Annotated in this window: 16 protein-coding genes; 14 read left to right on the top strand and 2 right to left on the bottom strand. The window is 70.2% G+C overall.

From position 1 onward, the window contains the following. The first annotated feature begins 52 nt into the window (after positions 1-52). Positions 53-1,375, top strand: a complete 1,323-nt coding sequence (locus tag AB7E83_RS02245) for a PQQ-dependent sugar dehydrogenase (RefSeq protein WP_428564975.1) — start codon at positions 53-55, stop codon at positions 1,373-1,375. 100 nt (positions 1,376-1,475) lie between these two features. On the opposite strand, the gene AB7E83_RS02240 is transcribed toward AB7E83_RS02245, so the two are convergent. Then, positions 1,476-2,093 (bottom strand): TetR family transcriptional regulator, encoded by a 618-nt coding sequence (locus tag AB7E83_RS02240; RefSeq protein WP_428564972.1) that lies wholly within the window; start codon positions 2,091-2,093, stop codon positions 1,476-1,478. 80 nt (positions 2,094-2,173) lie between these two features. Between AB7E83_RS02240 and AB7E83_RS02235 the strand changes: the two genes are divergently transcribed. From AB7E83_RS02235 to AB7E83_RS02175, 13 genes are all read left to right on the top strand, one after another. After that, positions 2,174-3,481 (top strand): efflux RND transporter periplasmic adaptor subunit, encoded by a 1,308-nt coding sequence (locus AB7E83_RS02235; RefSeq protein WP_428564969.1) that lies wholly within the window; start codon positions 2,174-2,176, stop codon positions 3,479-3,481. Positions 3,482-3,491: 10 nt separating this feature from the next. After that, entirely contained in the window at positions 3,492-6,662 is a 3,171-nt protein-coding gene (locus AB7E83_RS02230) for an efflux RND transporter permease subunit (protein ID WP_428564966.1), read from the top strand. Further along, the gene (locus AB7E83_RS02225) at positions 6,659-8,044 is read left to right on the top strand and encodes an efflux transporter outer membrane subunit (RefSeq protein ID WP_428564963.1); all 1,386 of its coding nucleotides are present in this window, start codon (positions 6,659-6,661) and stop codon (positions 8,042-8,044) included. Before AB7E83_RS02230 ends, AB7E83_RS02225 begins: the two co-directional genes overlap by 4 nt. Before the next feature lie 163 nt (positions 8,045-8,207). After that, positions 8,208-8,558 carry an Hpt domain-containing protein gene (locus AB7E83_RS02220; protein WP_428564960.1) on the top strand — a complete coding sequence of 117 codons (351 nt, stop codon included), beginning with the start codon at positions 8,208-8,210 and terminating at the stop codon, positions 8,556-8,558. 4 nt (positions 8,559-8,562) lie between these two features. Next, positions 8,563-9,756: a PP2C family protein-serine/threonine phosphatase gene (locus AB7E83_RS02215; protein ID WP_428564957.1), complete on the top strand. Its 1,194-nt coding sequence runs from the start codon at positions 8,563-8,565 to the stop codon at positions 9,754-9,756. Next, on the top strand, positions 9,753-10,742 hold the full coding sequence (locus AB7E83_RS02210; protein WP_428564954.1) for a glycoside hydrolase family 16 protein: 990 nt from the start codon (positions 9,753-9,755) through the stop codon (positions 10,740-10,742). The genes AB7E83_RS02215 and AB7E83_RS02210 overlap by 4 nt, the downstream gene beginning before the upstream one ends. Next, positions 10,739-11,716 carry a hypothetical protein gene (locus AB7E83_RS02205; RefSeq protein ID WP_428564951.1) on the top strand — a complete coding sequence of 326 codons (978 nt, stop codon included), beginning with the start codon at positions 10,739-10,741 and terminating at the stop codon, positions 11,714-11,716. The genes AB7E83_RS02210 and AB7E83_RS02205 overlap by 4 nt, the downstream gene beginning before the upstream one ends. Positions 11,717-11,743: 27 nt before the next feature. Next, entirely contained in the window at positions 11,744-12,103 is a 360-nt protein-coding gene (locus AB7E83_RS02200; protein ID WP_428564948.1) for an STAS domain-containing protein, read from the top strand. A gap of 4 nt (positions 12,104-12,107) precedes the next feature. Further along, on the top strand, positions 12,108-12,560 hold the full coding sequence (locus AB7E83_RS02195; protein ID WP_428564945.1) for an ATP-binding protein: 453 nt from the start codon (positions 12,108-12,110) through the stop codon (positions 12,558-12,560). 10 nt (positions 12,561-12,570) lie between these two features. Beyond that, positions 12,571-14,391 carry a glycosyltransferase gene (locus AB7E83_RS02190; RefSeq protein WP_428564943.1) on the top strand — a complete coding sequence of 607 codons (1,821 nt, stop codon included), beginning with the start codon at positions 12,571-12,573 and terminating at the stop codon, positions 14,389-14,391. A gap of 20 nt (positions 14,392-14,411) precedes the next feature. After that, positions 14,412-15,734, top strand: a complete 1,323-nt coding sequence (locus AB7E83_RS02185; protein ID WP_428564941.1) for a DUF3131 domain-containing protein — start codon at positions 14,412-14,414, stop codon at positions 15,732-15,734. Then, positions 15,734-17,179, top strand: coding sequence for a DUF3131 domain-containing protein (locus AB7E83_RS02180; RefSeq protein ID WP_428565466.1), 1,446 nt, complete (start codon positions 15,734-15,736; stop codon positions 17,177-17,179). Before AB7E83_RS02185 ends, AB7E83_RS02180 begins: the two co-directional genes overlap by 1 nt. After that, positions 17,173-18,597, top strand: a complete 1,425-nt coding sequence (locus AB7E83_RS02175; protein ID WP_428564938.1) for a DUF3131 domain-containing protein — start codon at positions 17,173-17,175, stop codon at positions 18,595-18,597. The genes AB7E83_RS02180 and AB7E83_RS02175 overlap by 7 nt, the downstream gene beginning before the upstream one ends. Here AB7E83_RS02175 and AB7E83_RS02170 read toward each other — a convergent pair. Continuing rightward, positions 18,479-19,519, bottom strand: coding sequence for an RNA methyltransferase (locus tag AB7E83_RS02170; protein WP_428565464.1), 1,041 nt, complete (start codon positions 19,517-19,519; stop codon positions 18,479-18,481). The two genes, AB7E83_RS02175 and AB7E83_RS02170, sit on opposite strands and share 119 nt — an antisense overlap. Positions 19,520-19,589 lie beyond the last annotated feature (70 nt).

The raw sequence follows: 19,589 nt of genomic DNA, 5'->3' as shown, positions 1-19,589 counted from the left end.
TGTCGGCGTTCGCCTACAGGGCGAGGCCGCGGCGCGGGTCGACACTGGCCGCATGAAATTCGCCATCCTTGCCGCGCGCGCCCCGCTTGTCTTCGCGGCCGCCGTCCTTCCGGTGCTCGCGCAGTCCAACCTGCCCGGGGTCGGGCCCAGTCCCGCCTTGCCCAAGCCGGAGAAGAGCGGCATCGTTCCCACCGTCAACATCGCGCCCGCGAAGGGCTGGCCGCAGGGCACGATGCCGAAGCCGGCGCCGGGCTTCACCGTGACCGCGCTCGCGAGCGGGCTCGATCATCCGCGCTGGGTCTACGTGCTGCCCAATGGCGACGTGCTGGTCGCGGAGAGCAACAAGCCCAAGCCGCAGGAAGGCGCGAAGAACGTCCACGCCGAAGGCTTGCGCGGCAAGGCGATGGGCGCGGTGATGAAGCGCGCCGGCGCGGGCGTGCCGAGCGCGGACCGCATCACGCTGTTGCGCGACGCCGATGGCGACGGCATCGCGGAAGTGAAGACGCCCTTCATGACCGGCCTCACGTCGCCTTTCGGCATGGCGCTGGTCGGGGGCGAATTGTTCGTCGCCAACGCCGATGCGATCGTGAAGGTGCCTTACCAGGCCGGGCAGACCCAGGTGACGGACGCGCCGACGAAGGTGACCGACCTGCCGGCCGGCGCGAACCATCACTGGACCAAGAACATCATTGCAAACGCCGACGGCAGCAAGCTCTACGCGACCGTCGGCTCCAACAGCAACATCGGCGACAACGGCATGGCCTCCGAAGAGGGGCGCGCCGCCATCTGGGAGGTCGACCGCGCCACCGGCAGCAAGCGCCTTTTTGCCACCGGCTTGCGCAACCCGAACGGCCTCGGCTGGGAGCCGCAGTCGAAGGCCTTGTGGACCGTGGTGAACGAGCGCGACGAACTCGGCAACGATCTCGTGCCCGACTACCTGACCTCGGTGAAGGACGGCGCGTTCTACGGCTGGCCGTGGGCGTACTGGGGCCAGAACGTCGACGCGCGCGTCAAGCCGCCCAACCCCGAGATGGTGGCCAAAGCCATCGCGCCCGACTATGGCCTCGGCGCGCACGTCGCGCCGCTCGGCCTCGCGTTCTCCGATTCGCGCATGCCCGCGAACTTCGCAAGCGGCGCCTTCGTCGGCCAGCACGGCTCGTGGAACCGCAAGGACCTCACCGGCTACAACGTGGTGTTCATTCCGTTCGCAAGCGGCAAGCCGTCGGGGCCGCCGGTCGAATTCCTATCGGGGTTCCTCGACAAGCGCGGACGTGCTTACGGCCGGCCGGTGGGCGTCGCGCTCGACGGCAAGGGCGCGCTGCTGGTGGCGGACGATGTGGGCAACGTGATCTGGCGGGTGGCGGCGCAGCGCTGAAGAGAGGCGGCTTCGCCTCCTTCGAGGTCGCAAAGTGGGTTCTCGAGCGGCCTCGAAGACTCACGGTCTCCCGGAGCATTTCGCGGTGCCGTGCGTGCTGTTACGCCAGCCCCAACCCGCGCAAATAGCAGTCCACCGCCTTCCCCCCATTCACTTCCAGATCGAACGCGCCCGGATCGAGCAGCCAGTTCTGGATCAAGCCATCGATCAGCGACTGCAGCCCCTGCACGGCGACGGTCAGGGGTACCGACAGGCGCAGGCCCCGTACCGAAGCGCTGGCACGCAGCACCTTCGCGAGCCGGGCGCCCCATTCGTGCCGCACGCGAAGGTGCCGCGCACGGACCGCGCATAGCGAGTCGACATACTCCACCTTGTGCGTGGCGACCTCGAACACGCGGCGCGTCTGGGGATCGTGAACGGTCTTGCGGAACGCTTCGCGCAACGCGGACTTGAGCGCGGGCAGGGGGTCGTCGCCCGAACGGGAATCGATGCCCGACATGGCGCATTCGAGCGGCATCACCACGCGGTCCATCATCGCGTTGAACAGATCCGCCTTGTCGCGGAAATGCCAGTAGATCGCGCCGCGCGTCGTGCCCGCGGCCTGGGCGATGTCGTTGAGCGAGGTGCCGGCCACGCCCTTGTCGAGGAACACGCGCTCCGCCGCATCCAGCAAGCCGTTGCGGGTGGCGAGCGCTTCTTCCTTCGTACGGCGGACCATGGCGGCGAGTATACATTCAGGCTCGTATGTATACTCGCTGTCTTTCCGGGATGACCCGGCATGGCACACGCAAGGTACGCATGGCTGTCCACAAGAAGCACTCGCATCGACTCCTCCTTTCGCTCCTCGCCGCCACCGCCTTCCTTGCCGCCTGCGGCCAGGGCGCCGGCGGCGCACCGGCTGGAGGCGGCGCGGCAGGCGGCGGCGCCGCGCCCCCGCCGCCCGAGGTGGGCGTGGTCACCGTCAGCGCCGGCGACGTCGGCCTCGTGACCGAGCTCCCCGGCCGGCTGGAACCCTCGCGCATCGCGCAGGTGCGCGCACGCGCCGCCGGCATCGTGCTGCAAAGAACGTTCCAGGAGGGCAGCGACGTGCGCGCGGGCCAGGTGCTCTACCGCATCGACCCGCAGACGCTCGCCGCGGCGAACCAGAGCGCGCAGGCGTCGCTCGCCCGAGCGCAGGCAAATCTCGGCCAGGCCACCGCGCTCGCCGAGCGCTACAAGCCGCTGGCCGAAGCCAATGCGATCAGCAAGCAGGACTACGCGAACGCGGTCGCCGCGCAGAAGCAGGCCGAAGCCGACGTGGCCGCGGCGCGGGCCGGTGTGCGCACGTCCGAGATCAACCTGGGCTATGCGCAGGTCACCGCACCGATTTCGGGCCGCATCGGCCGCTCGCTCGTGACCGAGGGCGCGCTGGTGGGGCAGGGCGAGGCGACGCCGCTCGCGGTCATTCAGCAGATCAATCCGCTCTACGTGAACTTCACGCAGAACGTGGGCGACGTGCTCAAGCTGCGCCGCGCCCTCGCGGCGGGGCAGCTGAAGCGCGCGGGCGCCGACGGCGCGCAAGTCAAGGTCGTGCTCGAGGACGGCAGCGAACATCCGCAGGCGGGCCGGCTGCTTTTCGCGGACCTGAGCGTCGACCCCGCGACGGGCCAGGTCACGATCCGCGCCGAGGTGCCGAATCCGGGCGGGCTGCTGCTGCCAGGCATGTTCGTGCGCGTGCGGCTGGAGCAGGCGACGGCGTCGAATGCGATGCTTCTGCCTCAGCAGGCGGTGACGCGCTCCAATCAGGGCGACACGGTGATGGTGGTCGATGCGGCCGGCAAGGTTGCCCCCCGCACGGTCAAGATCGGCGGTTCGCGCAACGGCAGCTGGATCGTGCTCGAAGGGCTGAAGCCCGGCGAGCAGGTGATGGTCGACGGCTTCCAGAAGCTGCGGCCCAATGCGCCGGTGAAGCCTGTGCCGTGGGTCGCCGGGGGATCTTCGGGCGCGGCGCCCGGCGGCACCGGCATGGCCTCGGTGGCGCCGGCAGCACGCGCGGCGTCGGCTTCGGCATCGGGTGCAAGCGTCACCGCGCCCGCGCGCGCGGCGAGCGCCGCGGCCTCCCGCTGAGGACCGCTCGATGGCGAAATTCTTCATCGACCGGCCCATCTTCGCGTGGGTGATCGCGCTGTTCATCATCGTGCTGGGCAGTGTCGCGATCACGCAGCTGCCCATCGCGCAGTATCCGCCCGTGGCGCCGCCGTCCATCGTGGTGTCGGCGGCCTATCCCGGCGCCTCCGCTCGCACGCTCGAAGAGAGCGTGATCAGCGTGATCGAGCAGGAGATGAACGGCTCGCCCGGCCTCATCTACATGGAGTCGGTGACGCAGGCCAACGGCAGCGGGCAGATCACGCTCAGCTTCGAGCCGGGCACCAACGCCGACCTCGCGCAGGTCGACGTGCAGAACCGGCTCTCGCGCGCCACGCCGCGCCTGCCCGCCGCGGTCACGCAGCAGGGCGTTCGCGTCGACAAGTCGCGTTCCAACTTCCTGCTGTTCACCATCCTCTCTTCGGACGACCCTGCGTGGACGCCCGTCGAGCTCGGCGACTACGCCTCGCGCAGCGTGCTGCCCGAGCTGCAGCGCATTCCGGGCGTCGGCCAGGCGCAGCTGTTCGGCACCGAGCAGGCGATGCGCATCTGGATCGATCCGCAGAAGCTCGTGTCGTTCAACCTGTCGGCGGCCGAAGTGACGGCCGCGATCCGTTCGCAGAACGCGCAGGTGTCCTCGGGCTCCATCGGCGAGCTGCCGAACATCGCGGGCCAGGGCATCGCGGCCACCGTCGTCGTGAACGGCCAGCTCTCCAGCGTCGAGGAGTTCCGCAACGTCGTGCTGCGCGCCAATGCCGACGGCTCGACCGTGCGCGTGAAGGACGTCGCGCGCGTGGAGCTCAATGCGCAGAACTTCTCGACCACCGCGCGCCTGAACGGCAAGCCCTCCACCGGCATCGGCGTTCAGCTCGCGCCGAGCGGCAACGCGCTCGAGACGGCCGATGCGATCCGCAAGCGCATGGGCGAGCTCTCGGCGTTCTTCCCGCGCGGCATGACCTGGTCCATCCCGTACGACAGCTCGCGCTTCGTGCGCATCTCCATCGGCCAGGTGGTCGAGACGCTGGTCGAGGCGGTCGCGCTCGTGTTTCTCGTGATGTTCCTGTTCCTGCAGAACTGGCGCTACACGATCATCCCCACGCTGGTCGTTCCGGTGGCGCTGCTCGGCACCTTCGCGACGCTGCTCGCCTTCGGCTTCTCGATCAACGTGCTCACCATGTTCGGCATGGTGCTGGTGATCGGCATCGTGGTGGACGACGCGATCGTGGTCGTCGAGAACGTCGAGCGGATCATGAGCCACGAAGGGCTGGAGCCGCGCGAAGCGACGCGCAAGGCCATGAGCCAGATCCAGGGCGCCATCGTCGGCGTGACCGTGGTGCTGGTGTCGGTGTTCGTGCCGCTCGCGTTCTTCGCGGGCTCCACCGGCAACATCTACCGGCAGTTCGCCACCGTCATGGTCGCGTCCATCGGTTTCTCGGCGTTCATGGCGCTGTCGCTCACGCCCGCGCTGTGCGCGACGCTGCTCAAGCAGATCCCGGCCGGCCACCACGAGGAAAAGCGCGGCTTCTTCGGCGCCTTCAACCGCTTCTTCAACCGCACGGCGCACGGCTACGAGGGCGTGGTCAAGCGCATCCTGCGCCGCGCGCCGCGCATGCTCATCCTCTATGCGCTCATCGGCGGCGTCGCGGCCTTCATCTACATGCGGCTGCCGACCTCCTTCCTGCCCGCCGAGGACCAGGGCAACATGCTCGTGAACGTGCAGTTGCCCCCCGGCGCCACGGCCGAGCGCACGCGCGGCGTCATGGAACAGGTCGAGGGCTGGGTGCTCAAGCAGCCCGAGGTGCAGAGCATGGTGGCGGTGCTCGGGTTCTCGTTCTCGGGCCAGGGGCAGAACGCGGGCCTTGCCTTCGTCACGCTCAAGGACTGGGACCAGCGCAAGGAAGCGGGCCAGTCGGCCCAGGCGCTCGCGGGCCGCGCGTTCGGCGCGCTCTCGGGCATTCGCGACGCGTTCATCTTCCCGCTGAGCCCGCCGCCGATTCCCGAGCTGGGGGTTGCCTCCGGCTTCACCTTCCGCCTGCAGGACCGCGGCGCGGCAGGCCGCGATGCGCTCATCGCGGCGCGCAACCAGCTGCTCGGCGCCGCGGCGCAAAGCAAGATCCTGGCGCAGGTGCGGCCCGATGGCCTGGAAGACGCGCCTCAGTTGCAGCTCGAGATCGATCGCGAGAAGGCGAACGCGCTGGGCGTGTCCTTCGATGCGATCAACTCGATCCTGTCGACATCGCTCGGCTCCAGCTACGTCAACGACTTCCCGAACCGGGGCCGCCTGCAGCGCGTCGTGGTGCAGGCCGATGCGCCCGCGCGCATGCAGCCCGAGGACCTGCTGCGCCTGAACGCGATCAACGCGCAGGGCCGGCCCGTGCCGCTCTCGGCCTTCGCGTCGACGAAGTGGGTCAACGGCGCGATGCAGACGATCCGCTACAACGGCTATCCGGCGATCCGCATCTCCGGCGCGCCCGCGCCCGGCTACAGCACCGGCGCGGCGATGAAGGAGATGGAACGTCTCGCCGCGCAGCTCCCGCAGGGCTTCGGCTACGAATGGACGGGTCAGTCGCGCGAAGAAAAGCTCGCCGGCGCGCAGGCGCTCATCCTCTACGGCTTCGCCATCCTCGCGGTGTTCCTGTGCCTCGCGGCGCTGTACGAGAGCTGGTCGATCCCGTTCGCGGTGATCCTGGTCGTGCCGCTGGGCGTGCTCGGCGTGCTGCTCGCGACGCTCCTGCGCGGCTACGCCAACGACGTGTATTTCCAGGTGGGCCTGATCACGATCATCGGCCTGTCGGCGAAGAACGCCATCCTGATCATCGAGTTCGCGAAGGACCTGCAGGCGCAGGGCAAGTCGGTCGTCGATTCGGCGCTGGAGGCTGTGCGGCTGCGCTTCCGCCCGATCATCATGACCTCGATGGCGTTCGGCCTCGGCGTGCTGCCGCTCGTGCTCGCGAGCGGCGCCGGCTCGGCGAGCCAGCGTGCCATCGGCACCGGCGTGCTCGGCGGCATGCTCACCGGCACCGCGCTCGCGGTGTTCTTCGTGCCCGTATTCTTCGTGCTCGTGCGCGGGCTCTTCAAGGACAGCGAGCGCCAGCGCAAGCTGCATGCGCACGAGTTCGATCGTGAGTTGCCCCCGGGCGCCACGGCGGGAGACCAGGTATGAATTCGACGATGTTCCTCAAGCCGCTGTCGGCGGTGCTCGCCGCGTCCGTGCTCGCCGGCTGCGGCAGCATGATCCCCGCGTACGAGCGCCCCGCCGCGCCCGTTCCGCAGGCGTTCCCGTACAACCCGGATGCGCCGGCCGCCACCACGGCCGAACTCGGCTGGCGCGCGTTCTTCGCCGACGAGCGCCTGCGCACGCTGGTGGACACTGCGCTGCGCAACAACCGCGACCTGCGCATCGCCGTGCTCAACATCGAGCAGGCGCGCGCGCAGTACGACATCCGCCGCGCGGACCGCCTGCCCACGGTGGGCGTCACGGCGAGCGGCTCGCGGGTGCCCACGGCGAGCGGCAACACGGCCACGAGCTACAGCGTCGGCCTCGGCTTCAGCGCCTGGGAGATCGACTTCTTCGGCCGCATCGCCAGCCTGAGCGAATCCGCGCTCGCGCAGTTCCTCGGCACCGAGGAAGGCCGCAAGGCCGCGCAGATGACGCTGGTGGCGAGCGTCGCGAACACCTGGCTCGCCCTGGCGGCCGACGAGGAACTGCTGGCGCTCACGCGGCAGACGCTCGCGACGCGCGAGGAGTCGCTGCGCCTCACGCGCCTGCGCTTCGAGGGCGGCGCATCGTCGGAGATCGATTTCCGGCAGGCGCAGTCGCTCACCGAAAGCGCGCGCGCGACGCTGGCGCAACTCGAGCGCCAGCGCGCGACCGACCTCAACCTGCTGGGCCTGCTGCTCGGCGAGGCCGTGCCGCCCGCCTATCGCGTCGGCATCACCACCGCCACGGTGCAGTTGCCCGACGTGCCGGCGGGGCTCCCTTCCGACGTGCTGGCGCGCCGGCCCGACGTGCGACAGGCCGAGCAGGTGCTGCTCGCGGCCAACGCCAACATCGGCGCGGCGCGCGCGGCGTTCTTCCCGCGCATTTCGCTCACCGCCGGCATCGGCACGGCCAGCGGCGAGCTCTCGGGCCTGTTCAATGGCGGCAACTGGGCGCTGAGCGTCGCGCCGCAGTTGCTCGCGCCGATCTTCGATGCGGGCCGCAACGAAGCGAACCTCGCGTCGGCACGCGTCGCGCGCGACATCGCCATCGCGCAGTACGAACGCGCCGTCCAGTCCGCGTTCCGCGAGGTGGCCGATGGCCTGGCCGGCCGCGCCACCTGGGCCGACCAGCTGCGCGCGCAGGGCAACGTCGTGGAGGCCGAAGCGGCGCGCCTGCGCCTGGCGCAGCTGCGCTACGAGGGCGGCGTGGCAAGCTACCTCGACCTGCTGGATGCGCAGCGTTCGCTGTTCGCGGCGCAGCAGTCGCTGGTGCAGGCGCGGCTCGCACGGCTGCAGAACCAGGTGCAACTTTTCCGCGCACTCGGCGGCGGCTGGCGCGAATAGGCTACTTCGGAAGGCTGCGGCCGCCCCGGCGGGGGCGGATTCGACTACGATGCGGCCGAGTCGAATTTTCCGCCGCCACCGATGTCCCGTCGATCACGAGCCGCCGATTCCGTTCCCGCCGTCCCGGCCGCTCGCTTCGCCGCGGCGAATTGAGCGACGTGGCATGCCGCCCCCTTCCAACGCCGCACCTTCCGACGAATTCGACGATTTCGACGACGCGCTCGCGGGCTTCCGCCGCGACTACGCCGCGCAGTTGCCCGGGAAGCTCGACGCCATTCGCACGCAACTCGCCGAGTGCCTCGCGCACCCCGAGGATGGCACCGCGCTCACGGACCTCACCCGCCTGCTGCACAAGCTCGCCGGCTCGGCGGGCACCTTCGGCTTCGAGGCGCTTGGCCAGCAGGCCAAGTCAGCCGAGTTGAGCTGCGTCGCGCTGCAGGACCTTGCGCCGCGCACCGGTGCGGACCTCGCCGGCGTGGCCCGGGCCATCGCCGCGCTCGGCGGCCCGGACTGAAGTCATGGACCCGAAATCCGTCCAGGCGCTGGTGGTCGACGACGACGCGATGATCGTCGCGCTGCTGTCCGCCTTCCTGCGCCGCCGCGGCTACCAGGTGCGAACGGCGTCCGACGGCCGCGCAGCGCTCGAGCTGCTGGCGCAGGCGGACGCGAACCTCGTCCTCACCGACCTCGACATGCCGGTCCTCGACGGCCTCGGCCTCGCGCGGCGCCTGCGCGAGATGCCCGGCGCGGGCTACCGCTACTGCATCATGCTCACCTCGATGGGCAACGAGGCCTCGCTCGTGGCCGCGATGGAGGCGGGCGTCGACGACTTCCTGCCCAAGCCGATCCGGCTGCCGGAGCTCGGCGCGCGCCTGCGCGCCGCCGAGCGCGTGATCGAGCTCGAAGCGACGCTGCTGCAGCGCAACCGCAAGCTCGCGGACGCCTATGCGCAGCTCGAACGCGAGCTCGACCTCGCCCGCGCGCTGCAACTGAGCCAGCTGCCGCGCGAGCGCGAGCTTGCGGGCCTGAGTTTCGAATGGATCTTCGAGGCGTCGAGCTACGTCGGCGGCGACACGTTCGACTACTACTCGCTCGACGAGCGCTACCACTGCTTCTACCTCGCCGATGTGTCGGGCCATGGCGTGGCCGCCGCCATGATGGCGGTGAACACGCAGCACCAGCTCGGCGCGGCGACGCAGCACGCCAATGCCCAGGTGCTGCGCAAGGGCGGCTCGCTCGAAGAGGCCGCGCTGCTCGCCGTGACCGACTACAACCGCCGCTTCCTGCAGATGCAGGAATCGAGCCTTTACCTCACGATGGCCTACGGGCTTGTCGACACGGTCGAGCGGCGGGCCGCGCTCGTGCAGGCGGGCCACCCGGCGCCGCTCTGGTCGGCGCGGCCGGGCGAGCCGTTCGTGCCGGTGGGCGAGGGCGGCCTGCCCATCGGGATCGTGCCCGAGCCGGACTTCGAGGCCCGGGTCGTGCCGCTCGAGCCCGGCTCCCGCATCGTGCTTTACTCGGATGGCATCACGGACTGCCGCGACGAGTCCGACGCACCGTACACCTTCGAGCGCTTCGAGGCGCTGCTCGCACAGGGCCGGGCGAGCACGCTCCAGGAGACGGGCGCGGCCATCCGGCAGTCCCTGGTCGACTGGCGCGGCAGCACCTCGTTCACCGACGACATCACCTTTCTCGCGCTGGAGATGCGTTGAGCCGCGCGCGCAGTCAGGCCGCCGTCGCACTGTGCGTCCTGGCATCGGCCGCGGCCGATGCCGGCTGGGTGCTCGAGCACGAGGAGGTGTTCGCGAACCGCACGGCGCTCGACGCGTCGTACTGGGAGCTCGAGCGCGGCATGTACCGCAACCGCGAAAGCCAGTACTACACGGACGCCAACGTCGCCGTGCGCAACGGCGCCCTGGTGATCGAGGCCAGGCGCGAGGAGGTGCGCAACGAATTCCACGTTCCCGGCTCCTCGGCGTTCCGCACGCGGGGACGGGCCGCGCGCTACACCTCGGGTGCCATCGTGTCGCGCCGTCCGCTGCACTTCGGCAAGGTCGAGGTGGTCGCCAGGTCGCCGGGCGGCGCGGGCGTGTGGCCCGCGATCTGGCTGGTTCACGAAAGCGGCACGCAGTACGGCGAGATCGACCTGCACGAGTCGGTGGGCAAGCACCCGGACACGTCCTTCGCCGCCGTGCATTTCGGCCGCGAGGCGCGCACGCGCAAGCACTTCAACGCCAGTCGCGTGGTGAAGGGCTTCGAAGGCAGCTGGCGCACGCACACGCTCGAATGGACGCCCGACCGCATCCGCATCCTGCTCGACGGCCAGCCGCTCTTCGCGTTCGACCCCGAGCAGGCGAAGACGGGCGGGCTCGATCCGCTGCGCATGCCGATGCGGCTGCGCATCAACCTCGCGCTCGGCGGCAGCTGGGGCGGCGCGATCGACGACACGAAGCTGCCGGCGCGCTTCGAGATCGCGTCGGTGCGCGTGTGGCGCTGGGACCGCGATGCGCCCGCCGATGCGGGAGGCGCAGCGGGTGCGGCGGGTGCGGCGGGCGCCCCGGCGCGCGACGACGAACTCTCGCCCGCCACCGGGGCGCCGGCCGCGAGTCCGGTCCCGGGCGAAGCCCCGAACCCCGGCGAGCGGACGCGCGAGCTGCCCCAGGGCGACGAACGCCAGCGCCGCAGGTGGAGCCGGTGAAGCGAAACGCCGATGCGTTCGCCGACGCCACCGCGCGTATCGGCGTGCTCGCTGCGATCGTCACGCTCGCGGCCATCGCATCGGCGAACCCCGCCATCGCCGCCGAGATCCCGCTCGAGCCGCCCGCGCCGCAGCGCGGCGGCACCTTCTACGAGCCGCCCGCGCGCGTCGATCCCGTGTTCGCGCCCAAGGGGCCGAACCAGCCGGGCGATCCCCTGGCCGATGGCCGCGGCGCGGCGCCGCTCGTCCTCCGCGCGTCCGTGGACATCCCCCTGCGCCGTGTCGAGATCGCGGCGGGGCAGGGAACGCAGGGGTCGCGCGCGGTCTCGCCGACCTTCCAGCTCTCGGGCCGCTGGCAGCCGCAGCGCTTTCCGGGCGTGTTCGTCGAGCTCACCCTGCTGCGCTATCTGCGCGCCGAGCGCCAGCAGCCCTGGAACCCCGACTTCACCTACGGATTCGGCTACGAAGACCTGAGCCCCGGGGGCTGGGGCCTCACCTATGCCAATTTCACCGGCACGCGCATCGAGGGCGGCCGCTTCAATTTCCCGCAGGGGCAGTGGTCGCTCGTGCAGCGCTTCCTTCTCTCGCAGGCCCTGGAGGATTTCTTCCTGGCCGGGAACGGCGACGCCGTGCTGTGTACCGTAGGCGGCCACCTCACGCCGCGCTACGCCACGGCCGAATCGGCCGAACTGCGCCACAACAAGTTCGCGCTGTCGCTCGGCTGCCGCTACACCCTTGCGGGCGGCGTGTTCGCGCAGGCCACGGCCTTCCTGTATCCGCGCGGCGAGCAGCAGCAGCCCTGGGACCCCGACTACAACTGGGCGCTCGGCTGGGAGAAGGCCACCGCGCGGGGCGCCTGGCTGATGCAGTACGCCAACTACTCGGGCAACCGCTTTCCCGGACGCGAGGCGGCGCGGGGCGAGGGCGGCCTGCGCGGCGGCAGCGTGACCCTGTCGTGGACGGCGGCATGGTGAAAGAATGATGGACCGACGGAGATACCCATGGACGAGATGTTGAAGGCCAGCCGCGCAGGCGGCGTCACGGTGGTACGGCCGACCCTCAGGCGGCTCGACGCCGCCGTCGCGCCGGCGTTCCGCGCGGCGGTGATGGCGGCGCTGGAGGAGAGCACGCCCGGAGAAGGTGCCGGCCGCAAGCTCGTGCTCGACCTGGAGGACGTGGACTTCGTCGACTCGAGCGGCCTCGGCGCCATGGTGTCCATCCTCAAGGCCCTCGGCGGCGGCGCGGTGGCGATCTGCAACGCCAAGGGGGCGGTTCAGAGCCTCTTCAAGCTCACGCGCATGGACAAGGTGTTCGCGCTGCTCGGTTCCCGGGACGAAGCCGTCGCCCGGCTGGGCGGATGAACGAATGAGCGCCGGCGCGCGTCCGGGCCATGCGGAGTTCCGCCTGCGGGCGGAGCTTGCCGAAGTGACGCGGGTCGCGGCCGAGCTGCGTGCGCTGATGCCCGGCCGGCTCGCGCCGGACGCCTGCCATGCCATCGAGATCGCGGTGGCCGAGGCCATGACCAACATCGTGAAGCACGCCTATGCCGGGCGGCCCGCCGGGGCCGGGGTCGCGCTCTCCTGGGACGAGTGCGACGAGGCGCTCGAGATCGAACTGCGGGACGAAGGCGCGGCGATGGACGCGTCGGCGCTGGAGGCGGCCAGCCCGGCGGTGTTCGAATTCGACGCGGCGGACCTGCAGTCGCTGCCCGAGGGCGGCATGGGCCTCGCCCTGATCAAGATGGCGTTCGACGACGTCGCCTACAGCCGGGTGGCGGGCGTGAACCGCCTGCGGCTGGTGAAGCGCCTGAGGGCGTGAAGGGATCGCCTTGAGTTTCTATTTCGAGAAGTTCGAACATCGCCGCCCGCCGCCGCCGATGCCGCATTCGCCGGCGCGCGAGCTGCTGTGGCAGTTCCTCGCGATCGTGTGCCTCGTGCTCGGGGCCAACTACATCCGCTGGCGCTGGACCGATTCGCTCAACTTCGACGCGCTGTGGTTCGCGATCCCGCTGGCGGTGGCGGAGACGCTCGCCTACATCGGCCTGGCGCTCTTCGCCTTCAACCTCTGGTTCACGCGCGACACGCCGCAAAAGCCCGCGCCGGCCACGTTCGACGAGTGCGTCGACGAGCCGGAGGCGCCCGCGCGGCCGCTCGCGGTGGACGTATTCATCACCACCTACAACGAGGAAGAAGAGCTCGTCCGCATCTCCATCCGCGACGCGAAGCGCGTGCGCTATCCGCATCCGCTCGACCTGCGCATCCACGTGCTCGACGACGGCCGCCGCGCGACGATGAGGCAGGTCGCCGACGAGGAGGGTGTGCTCTACATCTCGCGAACCAACAACGTCGGCTTCAAGGCCGGCAACCTGCGGAATGCGATGGAGCAAACGAGCGGCGACTTCATCGTCATCTGCGACGCGGACACGCGGCTGTTCCCGACCTTCCTCGAGAACACCCTCGGCTATTTCCGCGACCCCGACGTCGCGTGGGTGCAGACGCCGCAGTGGTTCTACGACATCCCCGAGGGCAAGCGGCTGCCGCAGTGGCTGCAGCGCGGGCTCGGCGCGCCCGGCCGCTGGCTCGGGAAGGGCGTGGAGAAACTGATCGGACCCGTGCGCATCGGCCAGGACCCGTTCGTGAACGACCCGCAGGTGTTCTACGACGTGATCCTGCGCCGGCGCAACTGGTGCCATGCGTCGTTTTGCTGCGGCGCGGGCTCGGTGCATCGGCGCGAAGCGGTGATGCAGGCGGCCCTGCGCAACTTCGGCTTCGCGGTGGACGAGGAAGTGCGCCGCTATGCGCAGGAGATCCCGGACTCCACGCTGCGCGCCGATTTCGGCGACGCCATGCGCACGCAGGTCGCGCTCGAGACGGAACTCACGCCCTACAAGTTCCACGTGTCGGAGGACATCTACACCTCCATCGTGCTGCACAACGACGGCGCGCGCCGCTGGAAGTCGGTGCTGCATCCGGGCGTCGAGTCCAAGATGCTCTCGCCGCAGGACCTGCTCACGTGGCTGATCCAGCGCTTCAAGTACGCGGGCGGCACGCTCGACATCGCGCTGCACGACAACCCGCTGTGGCGCGGCCACATGACCACGGCGCAGCGCATGATGTACCTGACCACTTTCTGGTCGTACTTCGGCTGCCTGTGGAACGTGATCTTCCTCGCGGCGCCGATCATTTACCTGTTCACCGGAATCGCCCCGCTGGCGTCGTACTCCAGCGCGTTCTACCTGCACGCGCTGCCCTTCATCATCGCGACCGAGCTCGCTTTCATGGTCGGCACCTGGGGACAGCGCAGCTGGGACGGGAAGGCCTCCTACCTTTCGTTCTTCTCGGTGAATTTCCGGGCGCTCTGGACGGTGCTGCGCGGCGAGAAGATCAAGTTCCACGTCACGCCCAAGGAGCGGCAGGAGGGCACCTTCCTGCATCTCGTCAGGCCGCAGATCGCCGTGATCGCGCTGACGCTCGGGGGGCTCGCCTACGCGGCCTGGCGCGTGTTCGTGCAGGGCAACGAGGCCGAGCTGCCCAATCTGATCGTGAACGTGGCCTGGGGACTGAACAACGTCTTCGCGATGCTGCCGCTCGTGCGGGCGTCGCTGTGGCAGCCGGATGACGAGGACGCGGCCGCGCCTGCCGCGGCATGAGAGAGGACGGGACAACGACCATGGAAGAAAGCAACCTGGTGCGCGCGCGCAGCTCGATCGTGTGGATTCTCGCGATCGTCTGCGCCTTCGCCGCCGTGTGGTGGATCGAGCGCAACAGCGGCAAGCAGCTGATCGCCTCGGGTCCGGTTCTCGCCGCGAGCCCGGACCTGCCGGCCGAGCCCGCGCCGCGCGCGCTGACCGAAAGGGAGCGGCAGTGGGCACGCATCGCCTGGGCGTACTTCGAGAAGAACGCGAACGCGCAGACGGGCCTCGTCAATTCGGTGGACAACTTCGGCTCCACGACGATGTGGGATGCCGCCTCGTCGCTCATGGCGCTGCTGGCCGCGCGCGATCTGGCGCTGGTCGATGCGGTCGCGTTCGACGCGCGCCTGTCGCTCGCGCTGCAATCGCTCGCGCGGATCCCGCTTTACGCCAACGCGCTGCCCAACAAGGCCTACGACGTCGCCACGCTCGCGATGACCGACTACGACAACAAGCCGGCGCCGCAGGGCATCGGCTGGTCGGCCATCGACCTCGGCCGGCTCATCGTTCCGCTGAACGTGATCGTGTGGCGGCATCCGCAGCACACGGCCGCGGCACGCGCCGTCATCGCGCGCTGGGACACGAAGCAGCTCGCGCGCGACGGCCTGCTGCTCGGCATGGAGGTGCGGCCGGGGGCTGCGGCGCAGTCGGTGCAGGAGGGGCGGGGGGGCTACGAGCAATACGCGGCGCGCACGCTCGCGCTCATGGGCGTGGACGCCGACCGCGCGGCCGATCCGCTGACCTACCTGCGGCTGGTGGACGTCGGCGGCGTGAAGATCTGCGCCGACAACCGCAGCGAGAAGGAGGGCGCGCGCACCTTCATCACGAGCGACCCTTACGTACTGGCCGGCATGGAACTCGGCTTCGGCCGGTCGCTGCGCGAATGCGCGTGGCGGCTCTACCGGGCGCAGGAGGCGCGGCACCGCAAGAGCGGCGTGTTGACCGCCGTGGGCGAGGACAACGTGGACCGCGCGCCCTGGTTCGTCTACAACACGGCGCATTCGGGCGGCCGCGACTGGGTGGCGCTCACCGAGAAGGGCGAAGACGCCTCGGCGCTGCGCAGCCTCTCCGTGAAGTCCGCGTTCGGCTGGCATGCGCTGTACCGCACGCCGTACACCACGCAGCTGGTCGAGGCCGTGGCCGGGCTCCACGACCCCGCGCGCGGCTGGTATGCCGGGCTGTACGAAGAGGGCCGGGCGACCAACAAGTCGCTGACGGCGAACACCAACGCGGTCGTGCTGGAAAGCCTCGCGTACATCGCGCGCGGCCGGCTCCTGTCCTGGCGGGAGGCGACGCCGTGATGCGCCAACTCCTGGGGGCGCTGCTCGCTGTCGTCGCGCTCGCGTGCGGCGCGCAGTCGCAGCCTGCGCAAACGAACGCGGCGCGGCCGCCCGTCGCGCAATCGCTGGGCGCCGCCGACTGCAAGCCCGGCGACATTCCCGCCGCGAAGTATCCGCAGCGCCGCGCGCCGCTCACCGACCGCGAGCTCGCCATGGCGCGCACGGCCTGGAAGTACTTCGAGAACAACACGCAGCCATCGGGTCTCGCGAACGCGGTGGACGGTTATCCGTCCTCGACGATGTGGGACACGGCGTCGTACCTCGCGGGCATCGTCGCGGCGCGCGAACTGGACATCATCCCCGCCGCCGATGCCGATGCACGGCTCGCGCGCGCCATCGGGGCGCTGGGCAAGCTCGTCTTCTTCCGCGGCGAACTGCCCAACAAGGTCTACAACACGCAGACGCTGCAGCCCACCGACTACGGCAACAAGCCGGGCGAGATCGGCTTCTCGGCGCTGGACCTCGGGCGGCTGCTGGTGTGGCTGAAGATCGTGAAGGAGCGCTATCCGGCGCATGCCGATGCCATCGACCGGTTCGTGCTGCGCTGGAAGCTGCAGAACGTGGTGGACAAGGGCGGCATGATGTTCGGCGCGCTCGTCGACAAGGCCGGCAAGACGCAGTACGTGCAGGAAGGGCGCCTGGGCTACGAGGAGTACGCGGCCAAGGGCTTCGAGCTCTGGGGCGTCGATACCACGCTGGCCGCCCGGGCCGATCCGCAGGCCACGGTGCCCATCTACTGCGTCGAGGTGCCCTACGACGCGCGCGATCCGCGCAAGTATTCGCAGCACAACTACGTGGTGACCGAAAGCTACGTGCTCGACGGCATCGAGTTCAACTGGGACCTCGCGCTGGACCGCGACGCTGGCGACGACCGCTTCTCGCACCCGTGGATGGCCGAGTACGCGCACCGCGTGTACCAGGCGCAGGAAAATCGCTTCCGCGCCACGGGAATCCTCACCGCGCGCTCGGAACACCAGCTCTCGCAGGAGCCCTGGTTCGTCTACGACACGGTGTTCACCGACGGCTACCCGTGGAACACGATCACCGAGGACGGCAAGTACGTGCCGCAGTTCGCGGCCATCTCGCTGAAGGCGGCGCTGGGCATGTGGGTGCTGTGGCGCTCCGAGTACACGGACAGGCTGTTCGCCGCCATCGCCGACCAGTCGGATCCGAACAAGGGCTTCCTCGAGGGCGTGCTCGAGAACGGCAAGGGACCGATCCGCGCGTTCACGGCGAACAACAACGGGATCATGCTGGCGGCGCTGTTGTACAAGGCCCAGGGCAAGCTGCTTCGCTGGGGCCCCCCGCGCGAGACGCTGTGGGAGCGCTGCCGGCGGCTTGCGGGTACGGGCCCGGGCTCGGGCACGCCCGCTGCCACTGCAACGACGGGAGCGCCCGGATGCTGAGGCGCACGAGTCTTCGCCTCGCCGCCGCCGCCGCGGCCGCCGCCACGCTGGCCGGCTGCGGTGCCCTGGTGCGCTCCGCGTCCGGACGCGGCGCCGCGGCCGCCGATGCGGCGCCCTCCGGGCCGCGCACGATTTCGCCCGAGCTGCAGTGGGCGCGCACGGCCTGGCGCTACGTCGAGAACAACACCGACTACGACAGCGGCCTCGTCGCGGGCGCCGATCGCATGGCGGTCTTCACCGCGTGGAATGCGGGCGATGCGCTCGCGGCCGTCGTGGCCGCGCACGAGCTCGGCGTGATCGACGCGCGCGAATTCGACCAGCGCCTCTCGCGTCTCCTGGGCTTCATCGGCACGATGGAGCTCTCGGGCGGGCAGGTCCCCAACAAGGCGTACAGCGCCGCCAGCGGCAAGATGGTCGGCTTCGACGGCCGCCCGGCCGACATCGGCTGGTCGGCGCTCGACATCGGGCGGCTGCTGCTGTGGCTGCGCATCGTGCGCCAGCGGCACCCCCGGTTCGCGGAGTACGCCGACAAGGCGGTGCTGCGCTGGAGTTTCTGCGAGGTCATCGACGATTGCGGCGTGCTCACGGGCACCTCGCGCACGGGCGCTTCGCTCAGCCGCTACGCGGAGGGCCGGCTCGGCTACGAGCAGCTCGCGGCGGCCGGTTACGCGGCGTGGGGCTTCGACATGCGGCGCACCCTGGCCGTGCCGCCCACCGAGGCCGTCAACATCCACGGCACGCCGATCCGCTACGACGCGCGCGATGCGCGCACGAGCGGCTCGCAGACGCCGGTGCTGACCATGCCCTATGCCTTCGCCGCGATGGAGCTGGGCGCGGCGTCGCCGCTGCGCGCGCTGGCCGACAGCGTCTATCACGTGCAGGAGGAGCGCTGGCGGCGCGAGAAGCAGTTCACCGCGCGTAGCGACCACCAGGTGCGCGACGCGCCTTACGTGGTGCTCGACGCCGTGTTCGCGGCGGGCTATGCGTGGAACACCATCGGCCATGATGGCCGCGAATACGACAAGCTCGCCATCGTCAACACGCGCGCCGCGTTCGCGATGGCGGCGCTTTGGCCCACGGACTACACGCGCGAGCTGATGCGCTCGGTGCAGTACCTCTACGACCCGGACCGCGGCTGGTACGAGGGCCGCTTCGAGGCCGGTGGCGCGCCGCAGGACAACATCACGCTGTCGACCAACGCCGCCGTGCTGGAGGCCCTGCTGTTCAAGGCGAAGGGGGTGCTTTTCGATCCGGCGAAGGACAAGCCCGGGCACTTCGAGACGGTGACGTCCGATCCGTTCAACCGCCTCGGCCGCTGCCATCCGAAGGAGCGTCCGGCGTGCACCCCGCCTGCCTCGCCCGCAGCTGCCCGCACCCCGCATCCACATCCTGCCCGGCCGAGCGCCTCAGCTTCGTGAGCACGCCCCGCCGGTGCAGTTCGCGCGCCATCGCGACGCATCGCTCCCAGTCCGGCCGGCGGAAGTCCGTGCCCTCCACGGCATTGAACGGAATCAGGTTGAGGACCGCGTACCTGCCGGCCAGCAAACGCACGATGCCATCCATCTCGTCGGCGCCGTCGTTCACGCCTTCCAGCAGGGTCCACTGGTACTGGATCGGATAACCCGTCGCACGCGCATACGTCTCGCCGGCCTCCACCAGTTCCTGCGGCGTCATGCGCGGCGCGCGGGGCAGCAGTTCGCGGCGCAGCTCCGCTTTCGTCGTGTGCAGCGACAGCGCGAGCGCCGGCTTCACGCGACCGAGCGGCAGCCGCTCGAACACGCGCGGATCGCCCACGGTGGAAAACACGATGTTCTTGTGTCCGATGTTCCCCGCGGTGCCGAGCAGGTCGACGGCTTCGAGTACGGCATCGAGGTTGTGCGCGGGCTCGCCCATGCCCATGAAGACCACCTTGCGCACGTCTCGGCGCGCCCGCGCCAGCGCGACCTGCGCCACCATCTCGGCACTGCCGAGCTGCCGCACCAGGCCTTCGCGCCCCGTCATGCAGAAGACGCAACCCACGGCGCAGCCGACCTGCGACGAGATGCACAGACCTTCGCGCGGCAGCAGCACGCTCTCGACCGTCTGCCCGTCCGCGAGCTCGACGAGCAGCCGCTCCGAACCGTCCGCGCCGGGATGGATGGAGCGCAACCGCGCGATCGACGCGAGTTCGGCCTCGACCTCGGGAAGCGCGGCGCGCAATGCGGCCGGCAGGAAATCCTCCAGCCGCCGCTTGCCGGCCGATTGCGGCTGCGCCTGCGACCACAGGCGCAGCACGCGGTACTCGTGCGACGGCCCCGCGCCATTCGCGCGCAGGCGCTGGCGAAGCTGGTCGAGGTGGATGACGGCGGCGTTCACGGGAGCCGAAGTATGCGGCAATCGGGGCCGCTCGCCCGCGCTGGCAAAATCGACC

The sequence above is a fragment of the Ramlibacter sp. genome, from assembly GCF_050250995.1.
In the GTDB taxonomy this organism is placed as follows: Bacteria; Pseudomonadota; Gammaproteobacteria; order Burkholderiales; family Burkholderiaceae_C; genus Ramlibacter.
The sequence above is the reverse complement of the archived record's forward strand: the minus strand, read 5'-3'. Positions and strand labels throughout refer to the sequence as shown.

Excerpts from the sequence above, each read along its gene's own strand:
- AB7E83_RS02245 (WP_428564975.1), top strand. The coding sequence starts at position 53 with ATGAAATTCGCCATCCTTGCCGCGCGCGCCCCGCTTGTCTTCGCGGCC.
- AB7E83_RS02240 (WP_428564972.1), bottom strand. The coding sequence starts at position 2,093 with ATGGTCCGCCGTACGAAGGAAGAAGCGCTCGCCACCCGCAACGGCTTG.
- AB7E83_RS02235 (WP_428564969.1), top strand. The coding sequence starts at position 2,174 with ATGGCTGTCCACAAGAAGCACTCGCATCGACTCCTCCTTTCGCTCCTC.
- AB7E83_RS02230 (WP_428564966.1), top strand. The coding sequence starts at position 3,492 with ATGGCGAAATTCTTCATCGACCGGCCCATCTTCGCGTGGGTGATCGCG.
- AB7E83_RS02225 (WP_428564963.1), top strand. The coding sequence starts at position 6,659 with ATGAATTCGACGATGTTCCTCAAGCCGCTGTCGGCGGTGCTCGCCGCG.
- AB7E83_RS02220 (WP_428564960.1), top strand. The coding sequence starts at position 8,208 with ATGCCGCCCCCTTCCAACGCCGCACCTTCCGACGAATTCGACGATTTC.
- AB7E83_RS02215 (WP_428564957.1), top strand. The coding sequence starts at position 8,563 with ATGGACCCGAAATCCGTCCAGGCGCTGGTGGTCGACGACGACGCGATG.
- AB7E83_RS02200 (WP_428564948.1), top strand. The coding sequence starts at position 11,744 with ATGGACGAGATGTTGAAGGCCAGCCGCGCAGGCGGCGTCACGGTGGTA.
- AB7E83_RS02195 (WP_428564945.1), top strand. The coding sequence starts at position 12,108 with ATGAGCGCCGGCGCGCGTCCGGGCCATGCGGAGTTCCGCCTGCGGGCG.
- AB7E83_RS02185 (WP_428564941.1), top strand. The coding sequence starts at position 14,412 with ATGGAAGAAAGCAACCTGGTGCGCGCGCGCAGCTCGATCGTGTGGATT.
- AB7E83_RS02180 (WP_428565466.1), top strand. The coding sequence starts at position 15,734 with ATGCGCCAACTCCTGGGGGCGCTGCTCGCTGTCGTCGCGCTCGCGTGC.
- AB7E83_RS02175 (WP_428564938.1), top strand. The coding sequence starts at position 17,173 with ATGCTGAGGCGCACGAGTCTTCGCCTCGCCGCCGCCGCCGCGGCCGCC.